The following is a 21,494-nucleotide window of genomic DNA, read 5'->3' on the forward strand; positions in this document are numbered from 1 at the left end:
CCATGTCCAAACCCCTGCCCCTGTCCGCCGCGGCGGAGGAGTTCCTCGCCGAGAACGCCCTGTGCACCCTCACCACCCTTCGCCCGGACGGCACGCCGCACGTCGCGCCCGTACGGTTCACCTGGGACGGTGAGGCGGGCCTGGCCCGGGTGATGACCACGGTGCACCGCCGCAAGTCCCGCAACCTGTTAGCCAGGGCCGGTGGCCGGGCCGCCGTGTGCCAGCTGGTCGGCCCCCGCTGGATCACCCTGGAGGGCCCGGCCACCGTCTCCACCGACCCGCCCCGGGTGGTGGAGGGGATGCGCCGCTACGCCAAGCGGTACTGGTCCCAGCCGCCGCAGCCCCCGGGCCTCGCGGTCATCGAGATCGCGGTCGACCGCGTGATGGGCCTGTACTGAACGGCCCGTAGCGAACTCCCGGAGCACATACGGGTCGAGAGGGTGCCGGAAGACGCTTCCGGCACCCTCTCGCATGCTCCGCCCGTACCTGCCCGCTACTCGCCACCCGGTACCACCCAGTAGCTGCAGGGCCTCTGACGAACTTGTCAGAACTTGTCAGAGTTCTGTATCGGCGGCCATTCAGCTTCCCGGGAGCCCTCGGAATACTGGAGAAAACGCCAGCGGGAGAGGGAATATGGACGCCTTCAATGCCGATGTGATCGTTGCCGGAGCGGGACCCTCGGGTCTCATGCTCGCGGGAGAACTGCGCCTCTCGGGTCTCTCGGTCATCGTGCTCGACCGGCTGGAACAGCCGATGCAGCAGTCCCGTGCGCTGGGATTCTCCGCCCGTACGATCGAGGAATTCGGCCAGCGCGGCCTTCTCGAGGATTTCGGTCCGCTGGAGACCATACCCGGCGGCCATTTCGGTGGACTCCCCATCGACTACCGCATTGTCGAGGGCGGCAATTTCGGTGTCCGCGGTGTTCCGCAGTCGCGCACCGAGGCCATCATCAACAAGTGGGCCGTGGGTCTGGGCGCCGACGTCCGCCGGGGCCACGAGGTCATCGGCCTGACGCAGGACGAGAACGGGGTCCAGGTCGAGGTCGCGGGCCCGGAGGGCGTCGAGACGCTGCGCGCCGCGTACGTCGTCGGCTGTGACGGCGCCCGCTCCACCGTCCGCCACCTGGCCGGGATCGACTTCCCCGGCGTCAGCGCCACCATCGAGATGAAGATGGCGGACGTCGCCGGAGTCCAGCTGCGGCTGCGCCCCACCGGTGAGGTCGGCGAGGCCGGCATGGTCGTGGTCCTGCCGCTCGGCCCGGGCGCCACCCGCGTGGTGGTCTTCGAGCGCGGCGCCGGTGTCCGCCCCACCCAGGAGCCGCCCACCTTCGAGGAGGTGGCCGCCGCCTTCCAGCGGGTGACCGGCGAGGACATCAGCGGTGCCAAGCAGCTGTGGACCAGCTACTTCACCGACGCCAGCCGGCACGCCGCCGAGTACCGCAAGGGCCGGGTCTTCCTCGCGGGCGACGCCGCCCACATCCACCTGCCGATCGGCGCCCAGGGCATCAGCGCGGGCGTCGGCGACGTGGTCAACCTCGGCTGGAAGCTCGCCGCCGCGGTCAAGGGGCACGCCCCGGAGGGCCTGCTCGACACCTACCACTCCGAGCGCCACCCGGTCGGCGCCCGCATCGTCTACAACACCCTGGTCCAGCGCACCCTCTACCTCGGCGGTCCCGAGGCCCAGCCGCTGCGCGACCTGTTCGCGGAACTGGTCCAGATCGAGGACGTACGACGTCACCTCGTCGGCCTGGTCACCGGCCTGGACATCACCTACAGCGCGGTCGAGGGCGGTCACCCGCTGCTCGGCCGCCGACTGCCCGACCAGGAACTGCTGGTCGGCGACGAGAAGACCACCACCTACGAGCTGCTGCACCAGGGCCGCCCGGTCCTCCTCGACCTGCACGACAACGCGGCGCTGCGCGAGGCCGCGGCCGCCTGGTCCGACCGTGTCGACGTCGTCACGGCCACCCGGCCCGACGCCGCCGCCCCGGCCGCCGACCTCCTCGTACGCCCCGACGGCTACATCGCCTGGGTCGGCGCCGACGGTTCCACGGACGGCCTGACCGACGCGCTCGCCCAGTGGTTCGGCGAGCCCGGCACCGCCGCCTGAAGCCCCCGGTCGACCCGACCCGTTGATCCGACCTGTTGATCCGAATCCCTCCAGTAGGACGCGCGCCACCCATCCGACCCGTCCGTGAAACGAGAAAGAGGAGTGCGGTCTTGCCCACCAAGGCTGAGGAAGCGAAGAAGGCCGACAAGGCCGCCGAGTGGACCGAATGCGACGTAGCCATCCTCGGGTCGGGCCTCGCGGGCTCGATCATGGGCGCGATCCTGGCCCGTCAGGGCGCGAACGTGGTGCTCATCGACGCGGGTCAGCACCCCAGGTTCGCCGTCGGTGAGTCCCAGAACCCGCAGCTCGTCGAGTGGCTGCACATTCTGGCCGTGCGCTACGACGTGCCCGAGATCAAGCACATGCTGGACGTGAAGGCGGTCACCGAGCACATCGGCCCGACGCACGGTCGCAAGCAGAGCTTCGGCTTCGTCACGCACCGGCCGAACCGCGAGCCGGACCCGCGCGAGGCGACGATGTTCGTCATCCCGAAGATGCTCACCGAGGCGGTGCACCTCTTCCGGCAGGACACGGACTCGCACTACCTGAACGTCGCCGCCAAGTACGGCTGCACGCTCCGCCAGAACTGGTTCGCCACCGACCTCGACGTCGACGACGACGGTGTCACCATCACCGGCAGGAACGGCGAGGTCTTCCGGGCCAAGTACCTGATCGACGCGAGTGGTTTCCGCTCCCCGCTCGCGCAGAAGTTCGACCTGCGCGAGAACCCGCCCCGGCACAAGCACCACGCGCGCTCACTGTTCACGCACTACGTCGGCATCAAGCCGTACGACGACGTGTGCAACTACCCGGAGGCGCTGCGCCCGCCCGCCGAGTCGCCCTTCCACGGCGGCACCCTGCACCACCTCATCGAGCGGGGCTGGTTCTGGATCATCCCGTTCGACAACTACAAGGACTCCAAGAACCCGGCCTGCAGTGTCGGCCTGACCTTCGACGAGCGGCTGTACCCCAAGCCGAAGGACATGACGCCGGACGAGGAGTTCAACCACTACCTCAACATGTACCCGGCGGTGAAGCGGCAGTTCGAGGGCGCCAAGCGGATCCGCGAGTGGGTCTCCACCGACCGCCTCCAGTACTCCTCCAAGCGCACCATCGGCGCCCGTTGGTGCCTGATGTCGCACGCGGCCGGTTTCATCGACCCGCTGTACTCGCGCGGTCTGTCCAACACCTTCGAGGTCGTCGACGCCCTCGCCTACCGGATCCTGGACGCCCTGCGCGAGGACGACTTCACGGAGGAGCGCTTCGAGTACGTGGAGCGCCTGGAGCAGGGGCTCCTGGAGTACAACGACAAGATCGTCAACAGCTCCTACATCGCCTTCAGCCACTTCCGGCTGTGGAACGCGGTGTTCCGGGTGTGGGCGTGCTTCACCACGCCGGCCACCATGCGCCAGATCATGGCGCGCCAGAACTTCCAGCTCGACGGTGACGACCGGCACTTCAAGGAGATGGAGAAGGCGCCCTACACCGGCCTGTGGTGGCCGGACAGCCACGCCTTCAAGGTCCTCTTCGACACCACCGCCGAGACCTGCGAGCGGTACGAGGCGGGCGAGATCGACGGTGACAAGGCCGCGGACATCGTCTTCGAGGCGATCCGCGACTGCGAGTCCGTCAACACGCCCTTCGGCTGGAAGGGCCCCGAGGACCTCCGGTTCTTCCGGGCCACCACCCCCACGATGATGAAGTTCATGTGGTGGGCCAGCACCTCCGGCCCCAAGGAGATGCGCGACCTCGGCCGCTCGATGCTGGCCGGCGTCGTCAAGCAGGGGGTGCGCGGCCGCAAGGTGTCCTGACCTCGGCCCCTCTCAAGGCCTCATCTCGAAGGCACCGCTTCGAAGACATCGCTTCGAAGGCCCGGCCTCCCGGGCCCGCCTTCACAGAGCCACTTTCCCCCCGGTTCCGGCGCCGGGCCCACCTTCCCCCCGTGGGCCCGGCGCCGGCCCCCTTGCTCCTCTCTGCATGTCTCCCCCCTCACTGATTTCCACCTACATCCACCGTTTCCTAGAACCTTGGGACATCCGTGATCACTCGTAGAGCACTGATCGGTGCGGGAACCGCCGCCGTCGGCCTGGCCGTCCTGCCCAACAGCCCCGTCTCCGCAGGCTCCTCCGCCCCCTGGAGCACCCTCGCCGGCAAGCTCCAGGGACAGCTGGTGCTGCCCACCGACCCCGGCTACGGCGTGGCCAAGCAGCTGGAACTCGGCCAGTTCGACTCGGTCAACCCGCGGGCCGTCGCGTACTGCGTCAGCTCCTCCGACGTCTCCGTCGCGCTGCGCTTCGCCCAGGACAACGGACTCCCGTCCGCCGTCCGCAGCGGCGGCCACAGCTTCGCGGGCTACTCGACCACGCCCGGCCTGATCATCGACGTGTCGCGGCTCAACGCGATCACCGTCGGCAACGGGACCGTCGACATCGGCCCCGGCGCCAAGAACGTCGAGATACTCAACGCGCTCGCCCCGCACGCCCTGGTGGTCAGCGAGGGCGGCTGCCCCACCGTGTCGGCCGGCGGCTTCCTCCAGGGCGGCGGCTTCGGCTTCCTGACCCGCCCGACGGGCATGGCCTGCGACGCGATCACCTCGGCCGAGGTGGTCCTCGCCGACGGCTGTGTGGTGACCGCCTCGCCGACCAGCCACCCCGACCTCTTCTGGGCGATCCGCGGCGGCGGTGGCGGCAACTTCGGTGTCGTCACCCGCTTCACGGTCACCCCGCACGAGGGCGACCAGATGGCCATCAGCAACCTGATCTTCCCGTACGACCGCGCGGCCGACGTGCTGCACGGCGTGGGCCAGTGGCTGGTGGACGCCCCCCGCACCATCGGCGGCGGCGCCTACCTCGTCCAGGCCGACGCGGCGCCCGGCACCGTACCGGCGCTCAACGTCTTCCTCGCCTCCCGCGGCACCCCGGCCGAACTGGCCTCGGAGGCGGCGCGGCTGCTGTCGCTGACCGGCGCGGTGACGGCCCGCCAGGACGCGGTCATGACGTACCAGCAGGTCATGATGATGATCTTCGGGTGCAGCACCCTGAGCCAGGACCAGTGCCAGCGCGCCGGGAAGTCGCCGAGCGGGGTGCTCACCCGGCCGGCCTTCGGTCTGGAGCGGACCCGGCTGGGCAGCGCGCCCTACGCGCAGAGCGACTGGGCGAGCGTGGTGACGGCCTTCGACGCCGACCGCAAGGCCGGGCAGGCCCGGTACCTCGACTTCCACTTCTTCGGGGGCGCGGCCAACGACCCGGCCCGCACCGACACGGCGTACGTGCACCGTGACTCGCTCTTCTCCGTCAACTACCGGGTCCTGATCAACGACCCGGCCCAGGTCACCGCCGAGGCCCAGGCCGTCGCCACGAGCTGGGTGGACCACGGGTTCGACACCATCGACCCGCTGTCCAACGGCGAGACGTACCAGAACTGGATGGACGCGGAGCTGCCGAACTGGCGGCAGTCCTACTACGCCGAGAACTACGCGCGGCTGAAGGTCGTGAAGGCGAAGTACGACCCGTACCGCTACTTCAAGTTCGCCCAGGGCATCGGAGCCTGACGCTTCGTGATCCCGGACATGGGGAGGGGCCGCCGGATCGTTCTCCGGCGGCCCGCCCGCTCGATCGTCTGCCGCGTCGCCCCGTCAGGGACGACGCCCGTACCAGCCCACCAGCTTGTCGATGTCGGGAGCGTCCTCGTGCACCTCCACCACCGGACCGAACGGCACCTGGCCGCCACGGGGCTCCGCGGGCACGGCCCGGTGCATGTTGGCCAGCGGCGCGGCGAGCATCTCCGGGTCCCACTCGGGGCTCTGACCGGTCGCCTTCGCCAGATCCCAGGCGTGCAGCACGAACTCGTTGGTGTAGATCACCGAGGCGACCACCCCGGGAACCGGGCCCCAGGGCAGACCGATCTGGCGGCCCAGTACGGCCGGGTCCGACCACACCGCGTCGAACTCCTTCGTCGCCTCCGTCCAGGCCTTGGCCCAGTCGCCGTCGGGGACGTCCTGGGCGAAGTGCGGAACGCTCATGAAGGAGCCGCCCGCGCCCATGACGGCGACCCTGCGCAGCACGGACACCACGTGGTTGGCCATGTCACGGACCGAGTAGTCGGGACACGGGGTGACGGTGTCGTACTGCTCGGGGCGCAGCGCGGCGAGCGTACGTCCGGTGAGCTCGACGGCCTTGAACAGGCCGCCACGGGGGTCGGCGGGGGGATTGGTGCTGTCAGCCATGTCTTGAGTCATGTCTTCATCGTCGAGGTCAAACAGGTCATCTTGTGGCCTATTTCTGAAGCCTCATCAGATCTTGCTGAAAATAGATGTATTGGCTCAAAACATCTCAAAAACGCGGAGAGGGGCGGTTGTTGTGAAGGCTGACCGTCTGGTGGCGACCCTGCTGCTGCTCCAGGCGCGCGGGCGGGTGACCGTGCGCGAGGTGGCCCAGGAGCTGGAGGTGTCGGAGCGCACCGCGCGCCGCGACCTGGAGGCCCTCACCACCGCCGGTGTCCCCGTCTACTCGCAGCGCGGCCGGGGCGGCGGCTGGAGCCTGGTCGGCGGCGCCCGCACCGATCTGACCGGTTTCACCTCGCGGGAGATCGGGGCGTTGTTCCTGGCCGCGGGCCCTTTGTCGGCTTCGCCCGAACTGCGCGCCGCGTTACGGAAGTTGATGCGGGCGGTGCCCGCGCCCATGCGGCCGCACGCCGAGGCGGCCGCCAAGGCCATCCTCATCGACGGTGTCGACTGGTCGCGCACGGCGGGCGGCGGCGGCCCCCACCAGCACACTCTGGAGCGGGCGGTGCTCGACGGCGAACAGGTCCGGCTCGGCTACGCCCCTCCCGACCGGGCTCCCGGCGAGCGCACGGTGCACCCGCTCGGCCTGGTCTCGAAGGCCGGCCGCTGGTACCTCGTCGCCGGTACCGAGGAGGGGCTGCGCACCTTCCGGCTCGGCCGGGTCACCTCCGCGACCAGGACCGGTGAGCCGGTGCGGCGCCCGGAGAATTTCGACCTCGCCGCAGCCTGGCGCGAGTTGGCCGCCGAGGTGGAACAGCGGCTGACCGCGGCGACCGTGCGGGCGCGGGCCGACCGCGACGCCCTGCCGGTGCTGCGGCAACTGCTGGGCGGTCGGCTGCGGACGGGCGAGGCCCAGATCGACGGCCGGGTCGAGTTCACGGCCGACGGTCCGTCGGTCGAGGTGCTCGCCGCGCAACTGGCCGGTCTCGGCAGCCGTGTCGAGGTGCTCGATCCTCCGGAGGCGCGGGAGTCGCTCGTGCGGCTGGGCCGTTCGCTCACCGCGGTGTACGGCGGGCGCGAGGAAGAGACTCGCTTGGATAGCCACTTTCCTCTAGGTACCTACTATACGGAGGATGTTAGCGTCCCTGCCATGGCCGCCCACCACGGATGACCGGCGGATTTCCCCACACCGATCCCTGCGCCGACCCCCACCCCCCGCCCCCTTCTCCACTCCCATCCCCACACCGATGCAACTGATGACTGCTGATTACTGGTTCGAATTAACGCACTAGGGAGTTCTTCTGATGATTGTCGTCACCGGAGCCACCGGAAATGTCGGACGTCCGCTGATCGAGGCGCTCGCCGAGGCGGGGGAGCAGGTCGTGGCGGTCTCGCGCCGCCCGCTGCCCTCCCCGACGGACGGTGTCCGCCACGCCCAGGCCGACCTCGGCAGCGCCGAGAGCATGCGGCCGGTCCTCGAAGGCGCCGACGCCTTCTTCATCCTGCTCGCCGGCGAACTGCTCGGTTACGGCGAGGCCGCGACCGACCTGCTGGCCGCCGCCAGGGACGCCGGCGTCAAGCGGGTCGTCCTGCTCTCCTCGCAGATCAACGCCACCCGCCCCGACTCCGCCTCGCACGGCAGGCTGCGCGAGTTCGAGGAGGCCGTACGCGGCTCGGGCCTTGACTTCACGATCCTGCGCGCGGGCGGATTCGCCTCCAACGCCTTCGCCTGGGCCGAGTCGGTCCGCGCCGACCGCACGGTCTTCGCCCCGTTCGGTGACGTGGCCCTGCCGGTCGTCGACCCCGCGGACATCGCCGCGGTCGCCGCGGTCGTCCTGCGCGAGGACGGTCATGCCGGTCGTACGTACGAGGTGACCGGCCCCGAGGCGGTCAGCCCGCGTGCGCAGGCCGAGGTGATCGCCGAGGCCATCGGTGAGGAAGTGACCTTCGTGGAACTGACCCGCGAGGCCGCCCACACCCACATGGCCCAGTTCATGCCGGAGGACGTCATCCCCGGCACGCTGGACATCCTCGGCGCCCCGCTCCCCGCCGAACAGCGGGTCAGCCCCGATGTGGAGAAGGTCCTGGGCCGCCCGGCCGCCCCCTTCTCCGGCTGGGTGAGCCGCAGCCTCCCGGCGTTCAAGTAGCGGGCTCGGCCCACTCGGCCCGCTCGTCCCCCGGTACCGCCGCCGGATGCCCGCTGTGATCCATCCCCCGCGGCAGTGGGCATTCGGCGGCCCATACAGCACAGCAGTTCTATGGGCCCTCGGCCCGTGCGACGCGACGGCCCCGCAGGTCACGAACCTGCGGGGCCGTCGCCTCATGGGGGGTGTACCGAGGCCCTCAAGGGGGTGTACCGAGGCAGGGGCTCATTAGGCCCTCCCCCGGAGGGGCTACGCGGCGAAGCGCTCGGCGAACTCCTTGGCCTTCGTGACCGCCTCGTCGACGGCCTTGGCGCGGGAGGCCTCGTACATCGGGATCAGGTCGGCCATCGCCGGGTTGTGCGGCGCCATCGTGAGCTCCGGCACGATGACGTGGACGTCCAGGGCGAGGGTGTCGCGCAGGACCGCCTCCAGGTAGTTCTGGACGTACTCGTAACCCTCGCGCGGGGTGCCCGGCGCGTAGGAGCCGCCGCGGCTGGCGACGATGGTGACCGGGGTGCCCTTGATCTTCGAGTCCTCGCTCATGGCGGTACGGCCGATGAGGATCACCTGGTCCAGCCACGCCTTGAGGGTCGAGGGGATCGTGAAGTTGTACATGGGCGCGCCGATCAGGATCGCGTCCGCCTGCTCCAGCTCCTCTATGAACGTCAGGCGCTCGGCGAAGGCCGCGGCCTGCTCGGGGGTGTGCGCGTCCGCGGGGGCGAAACCGGCGGTGTGGGCGTCGGCCGTGATGTGCGGGACCGGGTTCACGGCGAGGTCGCGGTAGATCACGGTGCCCTGCGGGTGCTGCTCCTCCCAGGCCTTGCGGAACGCGTCCGTGACCGTGCGGGAGGCGGAGGCTGCGCCCGGGAAAACGGACGAGTCGACGTGCAGGAGGGTGGCCATGGGGAATCTCCAGGGAGAAGGGGGCGAACTTTTTGTACTGGACTAGAGATAACACAGTTACTTACTTTTTTTCATCCCCCCACGGGAACACAGTACCCTGGACCCATGCCAGAGCCGGGGACTCACGACGCAGGGCCGTGCCAGAGGGTCGACGACGGCATGGCCCGCGTCTTCCAACTGCTCGGGAAGCGCTGGACCGGCCTGGTCGTGGCCGTGTTGCTGCCGCACCCCGCGCACTTCGCCGACCTGCGCAGAGCGATCCCCGGCATCAGCGAACGGATGCTCTCCGACCGCCTCACGGAACTCGGCGCGGCGGGGCTGGTCGTCCGCGAGGTCGACGAGGGCCCTCCGCTGCGGGTCGTGTACGGCCTGACGGAGGCGGGCGCCGCACTGCAGCCCGCGCTCCTGGAACTCGGAACCTGGGCGGAGAAGCACCTGCCGGGGAGCCCGCCGTGCCCGGGCGAACTCCGCAAGTGACCCTGGACCGGGGCTGATGCGCAGGATCCGGGTTTTCCACAGGCTGGGAGTTGTCCACAGGGTCTGACGCGTTTCAGCCACCGGCGGTACGGTCATCACGAGTTGATGTTCGTGCGTGACGGGGGAGGCAGTCGGTATGACGGATCTTGGTGCAGCGGATCGGGCGCAGCAGGACCAGCGGAGCCGGCCGGGCGGGCAGGACCATCAAGGCCATCAGGACCATCAGGGCCATCAGGACGGACAGGGCCGGCAGGGCGAAGAAAGCCGCCGGGGCGAACAGGGTCGGCAGGCGTCCAGGGTCTCCGGGGTCTTCGGCGTGCGGGGATTCGCGGGCCGGCCCGTGCAGGCCGCACCCAAGGAAGAGGGCAAGGCGCTGCGCCGACGGGTGCCGCGCGGCGTGCACGCGGAGCTGACCTTCGACGCCGGCCGGCCGGACGCGGTGACCGCCGTCGAGGAGTCCAACCTCGGCCGGATCCCGGAGCTCACTCCGATACGGGTCGGCAGGATGGCCGCCACCCCCTTCGCCTTCCTGCGCGGTTCGGCCGGCCTCATGGCCTACGACCTCGCGCGCACCCCCGCGACCGGCATCGCCGCCCAGATCTGCGGCGACGCCCACGCGGCCAACTTCGGCCTGTACGGAGACGCGCGCGGCGGCCTGGTCATCGATCTGAACGACTTCGACGAGACGGCACACGGCCCCTGGGAGTGGGACCTCAAGCGCCTCGCCACCTCGCTCGTGCTCGCGGGCAGGGAAGCGGGCGCGGACGAGGACACCTGTCGCAAGGCCGCCCACGACGCGGTCGGTGCCTACCGACGCACGCAGCGGCTGCTCGCGAAGCTCCCGGTGCTGGACGCGTGGAACGCCATCGCGGACGAGGAACTCGTCTCCCACGCCGACGCCCACGACCTGCTCGGCACCTTGGAGCGGGTCATGGAGAAGGCGCGGGCCAACACCAGCGGACGGTTCGCGGCCAAGTCGACCTGGCCGGCGGAGGACGGCAGCCACCGCTTCGTGGACGCGCCTCCGGTGCTGCGCCGGGTACCCGACGCGGAGGCCGCGGCGGTCGCGGCCTCGCTGGAGCACTACCTGACCACCGTCTCCGAGGACCGCCTCCCCCTTCTCGCCCGGTACGCGGTGCACGACGTCGCCTTCCGCGTCGTCGGCACCGGCAGCGTCGGCACCCGCTCCTACGTCGTGCTGCTCCTCGACCACCGTGGCGAACCCCTGGTCCTCCAGGTGAAGGAGGCCCGTGCCTCGGCGCTGCTCCCGCACCTGGCGACGGCCGGCCACGCCATACCGGAGGTGCCGCACGAGGGCCGCCGGGTCGTCCTCGGCCAGAAGCGCATGCAGGTCGTCAGCGACATCCTGCTCGGCTGGACCACCGTCGAGGGCCGCCCGTTCCAGGTACGCCAGTTCCGCAACCGCAAGGGCAGCGTCGACCCCGCCGCCCTCGCCGCCGACCAGGTCGACGACTACGCCCGTATGACCGGCGCCCTTCTCGCGCGTGCCCACACCCACACCGCCGACCCCCGCCTCATCGCCGGGTACTGCGGGAAGAGTGAGGAGTTGGACGAGTCCATCGCCTCGTTCGCCGTGGCCTACGCCGACCGTACGGAGGCGGACCACGCGGAGCTGGTCGCGGCGGTCAGTCAGGGGCGGCTGGCGGCGGAGCTCGGGGTGTGAGCCACAAGAGGGACACCGCCGCACCGTCCCGGCCGGGGGAAGGCCGCGAGTCGTGCGGGGCCGTGGCCTAGTCTGGTCGGGTGACGACCCCGGAAGCCGAGCACAGCGAGTCCGACCGTACCCAGGCCGAGGATGCCCGGCCCCAGGGCGCCGGGGATGCGGATGCCCACGACGAGTCCGCGCCGGAGGCGGCGCCCGAGGCGCAGGCGCGGCCCGAGGAGCGGCTGGAGCGGGCCGTGCGGGCGGCCGAGCAGGCGTTGATCGAGTTCGAGATCGCCGTGGAGACCTTCCGCGTCGAGGTCGAGAACTTCTCGCGTCTGCACCACCAGAAGCTCGGCCCGATGTACTCGCGGCTCGACGAGCTGGACGCGCAGATCGCCGAGGCGGTCGCCGCGCGCACCGGCGACGTGGAGGACATACGCAAGGCGGACGAGGCGCGGGCGCGGGTCATGCCGATGCCCGGGGTCGAGGAGCTCTTCCACGGCTGGATGGACTCCGAGGGACTGTTTCCCGAGGCGGTGGCGATGCTGACGGACCAGCCCGTACGCCCCCCGCAGCGCGTACGCCCCAGCGACGAGGCCCGTCAGCTCTACCGTGAGCTGGTCCGCAAGGCCCATCCCGACCTGGCGCAGGACGACGCCGAGCGCAGGCGGCGCGACGAGTTCATCGCCCGGGTCAACGCCGCGTACAGCCGTGGCGACGAGGCCCTCCTGCGGGAGCTGTCCGAGGAGTGGGCGGCGGGTCCGGTGCCCGAGGAGTGGAAGCCGAGCCGCAGCGAGGAGCTCTACGCCCGCCTCGAGTGGCTCGCCCAGCGCAAGGAACTGCTGACCCTGGTCGCCCACGAGCTGGAGGAGAGCGCCATCGGCGCCATGCTCAAAATGGCCCCGGAGGACCCGGACCAGCTCCTGGACGAGATCGCCGAGCAGCTGCTGGCCCAGGTCGACGAGCGCGAGAAGGAGCTGGCCCGCCTGGTCGGCTAGGGCCGGTCCAGTGGGGGCTTCGGGTCGACCGCCTGGTCGGGTAGCGTCGGGGGCATGAGTTTTGGATCTGGTGTGCCCACGGTCGAGGTCGGGGATCTCGCGGACGGAGACTTCCTGCTGGACGTCCGGGAGGACGACGAGTGGCAGGCGGGCCATGCCGCGGGGGCGCTGCACATCCCCATCAGTGAGTTCGTCGCACGCTACGGCGAGCTGACCGAGGCGGCGCCGCAGGACGGCAAGGTCCATGTGATCTGCCGCTCCGGGGGCCGTTCGGCGCAGGTCACGATGTATCTGGTCCAGCAGGGCATCGACGCCGTGAACGTCGACGGTGGCATGCAGGTCTGGGCCGCCGCCGGCCGCCCGGTCGTGGACGACAAGGGCACCCCCGGCTTCGTCCTGTAGCCACCGGCGAGGGTTCCGCCGAGCGGCGTTCATCACCGCTGCCCGGGGCTTGCCCACGCCTGGAGAGGCGAGGGGGTGCCGTGGGCGTGGGCGTTCAGCCCAGGGGATGGGCCGCGAGCAGATCCCCCAGTGCCTCCTCGTGCGCCGCCGCCGGTCCCAGCGACAGCTCAAGCTGCTTCGCCCAGGCGTGGTACCGGTGCAGCGGGTAGTCGACGTCGGCGCCGACCCCCCCGTGCAGATGCTGCGCGGTCTGCACGACCCGCCGTACCCCTTCCGACGCCCAGATCTTGGCGACGGCCACGTCCCCGGACGCCGGAAGCGCACCCCCCGCCCCCGTACTGATCCGCCACGCGGCCTGCCACAGCGTCGCCTCCATCGCCCGCAGGTCGATATAGCGGTCGGCGGCCTGCACGGCGACGGCCTGGAACGTGGCGACCGGGAACCCGAACTGCTCCCGCTTGCCCGTGTACGCGCTCGTCATCGCGAGCACCCGCTCACCGAGCCCGAGCGCCAGCGCGCACGTCCCGGTGGCCAACAGCTCCCGCAGCCACTCCCACGCCCCGTCCGCGTCGATGACATCCCGGGCGGTGATCCGCGCGGACTCCAGACGCAGCTCGCCGAGCCGTTCCCCGGTCGTGGAGATCTGCTCGCCGAGGACGACGCCCTCATGAACCCGGGGTACCAGCGCGAGGACGGTCCGGCCGCCGCCCGTGTGCGCGGGTACGACGGTGAAGTCGGCGTTCTCCGCCCACGGAACCGCCGTCTGTACCCCGTCCAGCACCCACGCGTCACCGTCCCGTCGTGCGGTCACGGCGAGTTCGGCCGGGTCGTGCCCGGTCCGCCCGTTCGCCGCGACGGTCAGCACGACCTCGCCCCGGCCCGCCCGCGCGAGCAGCTCCGCCTTCAACTCCTCGCCGCCGTACGCCTGTACGGCCACCGCCGCCGCACTGCTCTCCAGCAACGGCACCCGCGCCAGCACCTTCGCCGCCTCGCGCAGCACCAGGCACAGCGCGATCGCGTCCAGGCCCGCCCCGCCGTACTCCGCGGCGAGCAACAGACTCAACAGATCCGCATCGGCGAGCTTCGTCCACAGCGCCCGGTCGAAGTCGTCAGCGACGGCGCCCGCGGTGATCGCGGGGCTGGGCACTCCGTCCGGCGCGACCCCGCCGAACACCGCCTTCGCCGCCTCGACCGCCGCCTGCTGCTCCTCGGTGAAGGTGAAGTCCACGTCCCTGTCCTCCCACGCACCGATCCACCGACCCGGCGGACACCGGATCTGACGGAGCGTCAAGATAGAACAGGTTCTACAAGAAGGGAACGGTCCGGCCGCGGAAGGCCCGACGCCTCGACAGACCGAACGTTCGGTCTTTCTCGCCACATGGCGGGACGGGCGGCCGTAGGGTGTCCACCGCTGTGGATAACCTCAGGGTCGCTGTTGTGTCGCTGTTGTGCCCGCTGTGACGAATGGGGCTGTGCGGGGCGGCCCGGCCTGAGTACCGTTCCCGTGCGCACGCCGCGGTGTGGTGCGCGCGGGCGCACGGCGCAGCGCGGTCCGGCGGCGGGAATCGGACCGGGATCGGGAATCGGGGCGGAATGGACGCGTATGACGAGGGCTCGGCGGCCCGGCATCTGCCGGACGGCCCTGACGGCTCCCTGCCCGAGGGCCCCGCCTCCGCCGATCCCACCCCCGACGGCATTCCCTCCACCGAGCAGGAATCCACCGACCAGGAATCCGTTCCCCAGCAACCCGCTTCCCAGGCGCCCACCGCTCAGGCACCCGACGCCCTGGCACCCGACCCGCAGGCACCCACCGTCGATCCCCTCGTCCCCACCCCCACCCCCACCGGCATAGCCTCCCTCCCCCTCCGCTCCCAGGTTGTCGCCGCGCTCGCCCTCGCGGTGGTCGCGGTGGTCGCCTGTGTGCACCTCGGCATGGTGTTCCTGCACGTCGCGCCCTCGAACACGGTCACCAAGCAGCACGGCCGGGCGATCGACGACTGGATCTACCCGGAGTTCGAGCAGAACTGGAAGCTCTTCGCCCCCAACCCGCTGCAGCAGAACATCGACGTCCAGGTCCGTGCGCAGGTCCGCGGCGCGGACGGTGCCATCACCGAGACCGGCTGGTACGACCTGTCCGCGCTGGACGGCGCGGCGATCGACGGCAATCTGCTGCCGAGCCACACCCAGCAGAACGAACTGCGCCGGGCCTGGGACTTCTACATCGGCACGCACGACAACGAGAACCGCCCGGTGGGCCTGCGCGGCGACCTCTCCCAGCGCTATCTGCGCCGGATCGTCGTGCTGCGTCTCGACCGCGAGGGGGCCGGCGACAAGGGCGCCGTCGTCGAAAGCGTCCAGGTCCGTTCCCGTACGACCAACGTGCCGCCCCCGAAATGGAGCGAGGAGAAGGTGTCCGACACGCCCGTCCTGCGCGAGCTGCCCTGGTGGACCGTTCCCGAGGAGGACGTCACGGACGCGCGGACGGAGGCGAGCGCCGGATGAACCGCATCGCAGTGTCGATCTCGCGCGGTATCGCCCGGGTCACCGACGCCGTCCTCGGCCCGTACCAGACGGCCGTGATCCGCATCGGCTTCGCCGCCACCTGGCTGCTGTTCCTGCTGCGCGAGTTCTCGCACCGCCAAGAGATGTACGGCCCCGACGGACCGTGGAAGTGGGACCTCGCCCAGCAGCTCGTCGCGGACAACCACGCCTTCACGATCCTGATGTGGTCCGACAGCCGGGTGTGGTTCGAGATCGTCTACGCCCTGGCCGTCCTCTCCGCTCTCCTGCTGCTGGTGGGCTGGCGGACCCGCACGATGTCCGTGCTCTTCATGGTCGGCGTGCTCTCGCTGCAGAACCGCAGCATCTTCATGGGGGACGGCGGCGACAACGTCATCCACCTCATGGCGATCTATCTGGTGTTCACGCGCTGTGGACAGGTGTGGTCGCTGGACGCCCGGCGGGCCCGGCTCGCGCGAGAGGCTCGCGCGCGGGGGGACCTTCCACGGGCCGGGGCCCAGGACCGGGTCGGTCTCGTGCTGTGGGCGGCGCTCGGCCTGCTGCTGGCCACGGCGACGGGCGCGGGGCGGCTCAGCCCCGGCTGGTCGATGATCTTCTGGGGGCTGTGGGCGGTCCAGGCGCTGTGGTGGGCCGTCGGCCGCCTGGCGCGCACCGCGGAGCCTCGGGTCCTGCTCGACGTCATCGCCAACGCCGTGCACAACGCGGCCCTGCTCGTGATCATGGCCGAGGCATGTCTGATCTACGCGACCGCCGGCTGGTACAAGATCCAGGGCTCGCGCTGGCAGGACGGCACGGCCGTCTACTACCCGCTCCACCTGGACTACTTCTCCCCCTGGCCCGCCCTGTCCGACCTGCTGGCCTCACACGGCACGATCGTGATGCTGGTGACCTACGGGACGGTCGCCGTGCAGGTCGCCTTCCCCTTCACCCTGATCAACCGGCGCGTCAAGAACGTCCTGCTGGCCGCCATGATGACCGAGCACGCCGTGATCGCCGTGGTCCTCGGGCTGCCGTTCTTCTCGCTCGCGATGATCGCCGCCGACGCGGTGTTCCTGCCGACGTCGTTCCTGCGGCGCCTCGGCGGATGGGCGGTACGCGCGCGGGGACGACTGTTTCCGCCCGGCGCCCGCAAGCTGCCGGGCCAGCGCGCTCAGGGGCCGCGCACCCCGGAGCCGGCCGAGGACCCGCACGTAGGCTTCACCGCATGAAGGACCCCGCAAGCGACCCCACGGACCGTGTGCAGGACCCGGTGGGCGACCGCCGGCAGGACCACGACCCCGTGCGCGCCTGGCACCGCCTCGCCGACACCTCCGTCCTGCTCGACGGCTTCCACGCCCTGAAGCACGCCGTGCGCTTCCGGGCCGAGGTCCTGGTGGCGGTCACCAGCGACCGGCAGGCGGCGCTCGCCCTCACCGACGAGCTGGCCTCGGACGTACGCGACACCCTGGACGCCCTTCTGGTGGAGGTCCCGGAGGCCACGTACCGCTCCCTCGTCCCGCGTCCGCACCCGACGGCGGTGGCCGCGCTGGCGGTACGTCCCTCCCGCGAGGCCAATCTGCGGGCGCTGGCCCGCACGCCCCGCACCGCCCCCGTGGTCGTCCTCGACCATCCGCGCAACCTCGGCAACGCCGGCGCCGTGATCCGCCTGGCGGCCGGCTTCGGGGCGACCGGCGTCGTCACCACGGGCACCCTCGACCCCTGGCACCCCACGGTGGTGCGGGGCGGGGCGGGCCTGCACTTCGCGACCGCCGTGGAGCGGCTGACGGTGGCCGAGCTGCCGTCCGGGCCGGTGTTCGCCCTCGACCCGGACGGCGAGGACATCCGGGGACTGAAGGTCCCGGACGACGCCGTGCTCGCCTTCGGCTCCGAGCGCAGTGGCCTTTCCACCGACCTGCGCGCGCGTGCCGACCACTTGGTGTCGCTCCCGATGCGCCCCCAGGTCTCCAGCTACAACCTGGCGACGAGCGTGGCCATGACCCTGTTCCACTGGAGCGCCCCGCAAGGGGGCTAGGTCCTGCCGTCACATTCCCGTCGTCCGCCCGGAGGGTGGGGCAGACGGGAATGTGACGACAGGACCTAGGGGGTGTCCGGCGGATCAGGTCCTAGCGCCGGACCTCCACCACCCGGAACCGGTTGGCCACGAAGCCCCCGTCGCACAGCGCGGCGTTCGCCGCCGGGTTGCCGCCCGACCCGTGGAAGTCCGAGAACGCCGCCGTCTGGTTGACGTACACGCCGCCCGTCAGGTTCAGGGACAGCTGGGCACACTCCTCCAGACAGGCCTCCCGTACGGCTTCCTCGACGGTCTCGTCGGTGGTGTACGCCCCGACGGTCATCGCCCCCTTCTCCCGGACGGTCCGCCGCAGCAGCTCCACCGCGTCCCCCGCCGAGTCGACCGCGACCGCGAAGGACACCGGTCCGAAGCACTCGTTCATGTAGGCGGCCTCGTCGTCGGCACCCTCCCAGTACTTCCGGGCACCGTCGAGCTTGACGATCACCGGGGTGCGGACGACCGCGTCCGGGAACTCCGCGTTGCCCACCTCACGCGACGCGAGGGCGACCTCGCCGAGTCCTGCCGCGGCCTCCAGACGCGCCTTGACGTCCGGGTTCACGATCGCGCCCAGCAGCCCGTTGGCACGCGCGTCGTCCCCGAGGAGTCCGTCGACCGACCGGGCGAGGTCGGCGACCACCTCGTCGTACGACTTGGAGCCCTCCTCCGTACGGATGCCGTCGCGGGGGATGAGGAGGTTCTGCGGGGTCGTGCACATCTGGCCGCTGTACAGGGACAAGGAGAAGGCCAGGTTGGACAGCATCCCCTTATAGTCGTCGGTCGACTCCACGATCACCGTGTTGACGCCGGCCTTCTCCGTGTAGACCTGCGCCTGGCGGGCGTGGGTCTCCAGCCAGTCGCCGAACGCCGTCGACCCGGTGTAGTCGATGATCCGGATCTCGGGGCGCACGGCCAGGGTCTTGGCGATGCCCTCCCCGGGCCGCTCGGCGGCCAGCGCCACCAGGTTCGGGTCGAAGCCCGCCGCGGCGAGCACCTCGCGCGCGACCTGCACGGTGAGCGCGAGCGGCAGCACCGCGCGCGGGTGCGGCTTGACGAGCACGGCGTTACCGGTGGCCAGGGAGGCGAACAGGCCCGGATAGCCGTTCCACGTCGGGAAGGTGTTGCAGCCGATCATCAGCGCGATACCGCGCGGCACCGGCGTGAACTGCTTGGTCATCGCGAGCGGGTCGCGCTTGCCCTGGGGCTTGGTCCACTCCGCGGTGTCGGGCGTGCGGACCTGCTCCACATACGCGTACGCCACCGCCTCCAGGCCGCGGTCCTGCGCGTGCGGGCCGCCCGCCTGGAACGCCATCATGAAGGCCTGGCCGCTGGTGTGCATGACCGCGTGCGCGAACTCGTGCGTGCGGTCGGCGATCCGCTTGAGGATCTCCAGACAGACCATCGCGCGCATCTCCGCGCCCGCGTCGCGCCAGGCCCGCTGTCCGGCCCGCATGGCGGGCAGCAGCACGTCGACGTCCGCGTGCGGGTAGGTGACGCCCAGCTCGATGCCGTACGGGGAGGTCTCGGCGCCCACCCAGTCGTCGGTGCCGGGCTGGCCGAGGTCGAGGCGGCTGCCGAGGAGGGCGTCGAAGGCGGCCTTGCCCTCGGCCATGCTCAGGCTGCCGTTCTCCCCGTAGGCCTTCGGGTGCTCGGGGTGCGGGGACCAGTACGCGCGCGTACGGATCGCTTCCAGCGCCTGGTCGAGCGTGGGCCGGTGCTGGGCGGTCAGCTCGTGCGCGGTCAGTTCGGCGGCCATGCGGGACCATCTCCTCGTCTCAAGAACTCTTCGCTGAGCTCATGACCTGGGCAGAAATAGCCGGACAGAGTTAGAGTAACCGAACGATCGGTCGGGACAAGGGGGTCCGCCGCATCTGTGGAAAACCCCGTGCGGGAGGATCGCGCACATGACAGCACTCGACCTCAGCAGCCCCGTGGCCGTCGTCGGCACCGGCACCATGGGCCAGGGCATCGCCCAGGTCGCGCTCGTCGCGGGCCACCCCGTGCGGCTCTACGACACGGTTCCCGGGCGTGCCGACGCGGCGGCCGAAGCGATCGGCGCGCGCCTCGACCGGCTCGTCGAGAAGGACAGGCTCGCCGCCGCCGACCGGGATGCGGCACGCGCCCGGCTGCACCCCGCGCACAGCCTCGCCGAGCTGGCGGACTGCGCGCTCGTCGTCGAGGCGGTGCTCGAACAACTCGAGGCGAAACAGCAGCTGTTCCGCGAGCTCGAGGACATCGTCGAGCACGACTGTCTGCTCGCCACCAACACCTCGTCGCTGTCCGTCACGGCCATCGGCGGCGCCCTGCGCAACCCCGGCCGGCTGGTCGGACTGCACTTCTTCAACCCGGCGCCGCTGCTGCCGCTGGTGGAGGTCGTCTCCGGGTACGCGAGCGACTTCTCGTCGGCCACGCGCGCGTACGAGACGGCACGCGCCTGGGGCAAGACGCCGGTCGCCTGCGCCGACACCCCCGGCTTCATCGTCAACCGCATCGCCAGGCCCTTCTACGCCGAGGCCTTCGCGGTGTACGAGGCGCAGGCCGCCGACCCCGCGACGATCGACGCCGTCCTGCGCGAGTGCGGCGGCTTCCGGATGGGGGCCTTCGAGCTGACCGACCTGATCGGCCAGGACGTCAACGAGTCCGTGACGCACTCCGTGTGGCAGTCCTTCTTCCAGGACGTGCGCTTCACGCCCTCGCTCGCCCAGCGGCGGCTCGTCGAGTCCGGCCGGCTCGGCCGCAAGACGGGGTACGGCTGGTACGACCACGGGGCCGACGCCGAGCGCCCGGAGCCGCACACCGCGGAGAAGGCGCAGGCACCCGCGTACGTCGTCGCCGAGGGTGATCTGGGTCCGGCCTCCGAACTGCTCACGCTGATCCGTGAGGCGGGCATCCAGGTCCGCGAGGACGAGGAGGACCACGGGACCCGCCTGGTGCTGCCCAGCGGCGGCCAGCTGGTCCTCGCCGACGGCCAGACGTCGGTCGAGTTCCGCGACGTCGTCTACTTCGACCTGGCGCTCGACTACCGCCGGGCGACCAGGATCGCCCTCTCCGCCTCTCAGGACACCGCCCCGCAGACCCTCTCCGAGGCGGTCGGCCTGTTCCAGGCGCTGGGCAAGACCGTCAGCGTCATCGGGGACGCACCCGGCATGATCGTCGCCCGGACCGTGGCGAGGATCGTCGATCTGGCGCACGACGCCGTCGCCAAGGGCGTCGCCACCGAGGAGGACATCGACACCGCGATGCGGCTCGGGGTCAACTACCCCCTGGGCCCCTTCGAGTGGAGCCGCAGGCTCGGCCGGAGCTGGGCCTGCTCCCTTCTGGACGACCTGCACCAGCGCGATCCCTCCGGGCGCTACGCGCCCTCTCTCGCGCTCTACCGCCACGCGTACGCCACCGAGAAGCGCGAGGGAACCTCATGACCACCGCCAAGCGCGACACGTACACCCCCGAGAGCCTGCTCTCCGTCGCCGTCCAGGTCTTCAACGAGCGTGGCTACGACGGCACCTCCATGGAGCACCTCTCCAAGGCGGCCGGCATCTCCAAATCGTCGATATACCACCACGTCACGGGCAAGGAGGAGCTGCTGCGCCGCGCCGTCAGCCGGGCCCTGGACGGCCTCTTCGGCATCCTCGACGAGGAGCACGCGCGTGTGGGGCGTGCGGTGGAGCGCCTGGAGTACGTCGTCCGGCGCATGGTCGAGGTGCTCACCGCGGAACTCCCGTACGTGACCCTGTTGCTGCGCGTGCGCGGCAACACGGACACCGAGCGCTGGGCCCTGGAGCGGCGCCGCGAGTTCGACCACCAGGTGGCCGAACTCCTGAAGGCCGCGGCTGCCGACGGGGACGTACGCGGCGACATCGAGGTCCGCCTCGCGACCCGCCTGGTCTTCGGAATGATCAACTCGCTCGTCGAGTGGTACCGCCCCGACAGCCGGGGAATGGGCGAACGCGAGGTCGCCGACGCGGTGGCGCAACTGGTCTTCAGCGGCCTCAGAGAGGAACGCTGA

Annotated in this window: 19 protein-coding genes; 15 read left to right on the top strand and 4 right to left on the bottom strand. The window is 70.9% G+C overall.

Annotated elements, in window-relative coordinates; all coding sequences use genetic code 11:
• Positions 1-2: 2 nt before the first annotated feature.
• The 4 genes from ACZ7M3_RS24425 to ACZ7M3_RS24440 all read left to right on the top strand — a co-directional run bounded on the left by ACZ7M3_RS24425 (position 3) and on the right by ACZ7M3_RS24440 (position 5,659).
• The gene (locus ACZ7M3_RS24425; protein WP_054237224.1) at positions 3-398 is read left to right on the top strand and encodes a pyridoxamine 5'-phosphate oxidase family protein; all 396 of its coding nucleotides are present in this window, start codon (positions 3-5) and stop codon (positions 396-398) included.
• 235 nt (positions 399-633) lie between these two features.
• A complete protein-coding gene (locus tag ACZ7M3_RS24430; protein WP_355309881.1) occupies positions 634-2,109 on the top strand; it encodes an FAD-dependent monooxygenase in 1,476 nt (491 codons plus the stop codon).
• A gap of 110 nt (positions 2,110-2,219) precedes the next feature.
• The gene (locus ACZ7M3_RS24435) at positions 2,220-3,920 is read left to right on the top strand and encodes an NAD(P)/FAD-dependent oxidoreductase (protein WP_472065669.1); all 1,701 of its coding nucleotides are present in this window, start codon (positions 2,220-2,222) and stop codon (positions 3,918-3,920) included.
• 227 nt (positions 3,921-4,147) lie between these two features.
• On the top strand, positions 4,148-5,659 hold the full coding sequence (locus ACZ7M3_RS24440; protein ID WP_472065670.1) for an FAD-binding oxidoreductase: 1,512 nt from the start codon (positions 4,148-4,150) through the stop codon (positions 5,657-5,659).
• 84 nt (positions 5,660-5,743) lie between these two features.
• On the opposite strand, the gene ACZ7M3_RS24445 is transcribed toward ACZ7M3_RS24440, so the two are convergent.
• A complete protein-coding gene (locus ACZ7M3_RS24445; RefSeq protein ID WP_472065671.1) occupies positions 5,744-6,334 on the bottom strand; it encodes a TIGR03086 family metal-binding protein in 591 nt (196 codons plus the stop codon).
• A 133-nt stretch (positions 6,335-6,467) separates the two neighbouring features.
• Here ACZ7M3_RS24445 and ACZ7M3_RS24450 point away from each other — a divergent pair, with 133 nt between their 5' ends.
• Together ACZ7M3_RS24450 and ACZ7M3_RS24455 are read left to right on the top strand one after the other, a co-directional pair.
• Positions 6,468-7,502: a helix-turn-helix transcriptional regulator gene (locus tag ACZ7M3_RS24450; protein ID WP_472065672.1), complete on the top strand. Its 1,035-nt coding sequence runs from the start codon at positions 6,468-6,470 to the stop codon at positions 7,500-7,502.
• 133 nt (positions 7,503-7,635) lie between these two features.
• Positions 7,636-8,478 (top strand): NAD(P)H-binding protein, encoded by an 843-nt coding sequence (locus ACZ7M3_RS24455; protein WP_095853643.1) that lies wholly within the window; start codon positions 7,636-7,638, stop codon positions 8,476-8,478.
• A gap of 246 nt (positions 8,479-8,724) precedes the next feature.
• On the opposite strand, the gene ACZ7M3_RS24460 is transcribed toward ACZ7M3_RS24455, so the two are convergent.
• Complete coding sequence (locus ACZ7M3_RS24460; protein WP_351532268.1) at positions 8,725-9,378, bottom strand: FMN-dependent NADH-azoreductase; 654 nt, start codon at positions 9,376-9,378, stop codon at positions 8,725-8,727.
• Positions 9,379-9,483: 105 nt separating this feature from the next.
• Here ACZ7M3_RS24460 and ACZ7M3_RS24465 point away from each other — a divergent pair, with 105 nt between their 5' ends.
• From ACZ7M3_RS24465 to ACZ7M3_RS24480, 4 genes are all read left to right on the top strand, one after another.
• The gene (locus ACZ7M3_RS24465) at positions 9,484-9,855 is read left to right on the top strand and encodes a winged helix-turn-helix transcriptional regulator (protein WP_095853641.1); all 372 of its coding nucleotides are present in this window, start codon (positions 9,484-9,486) and stop codon (positions 9,853-9,855) included.
• Positions 9,856-9,991: 136 nt separating this feature from the next.
• Positions 9,992-11,539 (top strand): DUF2252 domain-containing protein, encoded by a 1,548-nt coding sequence (locus ACZ7M3_RS24470; RefSeq protein ID WP_472065673.1) that lies wholly within the window; start codon positions 9,992-9,994, stop codon positions 11,537-11,539.
• Positions 11,540-11,619: 80 nt separating this feature from the next.
• On the top strand, positions 11,620-12,519 hold the full coding sequence (locus ACZ7M3_RS24475; RefSeq protein ID WP_351294439.1) for a J domain-containing protein: 900 nt from the start codon (positions 11,620-11,622) through the stop codon (positions 12,517-12,519).
• A 72-nt stretch (positions 12,520-12,591) separates the two neighbouring features.
• Positions 12,592-12,921, top strand: a complete 330-nt coding sequence (locus ACZ7M3_RS24480) for a rhodanese-like domain-containing protein (protein ID WP_261691411.1) — start codon at positions 12,592-12,594, stop codon at positions 12,919-12,921.
• A gap of 94 nt (positions 12,922-13,015) precedes the next feature.
• Here ACZ7M3_RS24480 and ACZ7M3_RS24485 read toward each other — a convergent pair whose 3' ends face one another.
• The gene (locus tag ACZ7M3_RS24485; protein ID WP_472065674.1) at positions 13,016-14,149 is read right to left on the bottom strand and encodes an acyl-CoA dehydrogenase family protein; all 1,134 of its coding nucleotides are present in this window, start codon (positions 14,147-14,149) and stop codon (positions 13,016-13,018) included.
• Between the two features lie 365 nt (positions 14,150-14,514).
• Here ACZ7M3_RS24485 and ACZ7M3_RS24490 point away from each other — a divergent pair, with 365 nt between their 5' ends.
• The 3 genes from ACZ7M3_RS24490 to ACZ7M3_RS24500 are packed head-to-tail and all read left to right on the top strand — an operon-like array spanning position 14,515 to position 17,452.
• Entirely contained in the window at positions 14,515-15,423 is a 909-nt protein-coding gene (locus ACZ7M3_RS24490) for a DUF5819 family protein (protein WP_472065675.1), read from the top strand.
• Positions 15,420-16,649 (top strand): HTTM domain-containing protein, encoded by a 1,230-nt coding sequence (locus ACZ7M3_RS24495; RefSeq protein ID WP_472065676.1) that lies wholly within the window; start codon positions 15,420-15,422, stop codon positions 16,647-16,649. The genes ACZ7M3_RS24490 and ACZ7M3_RS24495 overlap by 4 nt, the downstream gene beginning before the upstream one ends.
• Positions 16,646-17,452: a TrmH family RNA methyltransferase gene (locus tag ACZ7M3_RS24500; protein ID WP_472065677.1), complete on the top strand. Its 807-nt coding sequence runs from the start codon at positions 16,646-16,648 to the stop codon at positions 17,450-17,452. Before ACZ7M3_RS24495 ends, ACZ7M3_RS24500 begins: the two co-directional genes overlap by 4 nt.
• Positions 17,453-17,543: 91 nt before the next feature.
• On the opposite strand, the gene paaN is transcribed toward ACZ7M3_RS24500, so the two are convergent.
• The gene (gene paaN, locus ACZ7M3_RS24505; protein ID WP_472065678.1) at positions 17,544-19,244 is read right to left on the bottom strand and encodes a phenylacetic acid degradation protein PaaN; all 1,701 of its coding nucleotides are present in this window, start codon (positions 19,242-19,244) and stop codon (positions 17,544-17,546) included.
• Between the two features lie 148 nt (positions 19,245-19,392).
• Between paaN and ACZ7M3_RS24510 the strand changes: the two genes are divergently transcribed.
• Together ACZ7M3_RS24510 and ACZ7M3_RS24515 are read left to right on the top strand one after the other, a co-directional pair.
• The gene (locus ACZ7M3_RS24510; protein WP_261691391.1) at positions 19,393-20,907 is read left to right on the top strand and encodes a 3-hydroxyacyl-CoA dehydrogenase; all 1,515 of its coding nucleotides are present in this window, start codon (positions 19,393-19,395) and stop codon (positions 20,905-20,907) included.
• Positions 20,904-21,494, top strand: a complete 591-nt coding sequence (locus ACZ7M3_RS24515; protein ID WP_352049495.1) for a TetR/AcrR family transcriptional regulator — start codon at positions 20,904-20,906, stop codon at positions 21,492-21,494. The genes ACZ7M3_RS24510 and ACZ7M3_RS24515 overlap by 4 nt, the downstream gene beginning before the upstream one ends.

It is taken from the genome of Streptomyces sp. NPDC111656, from assembly GCF_055656965.1.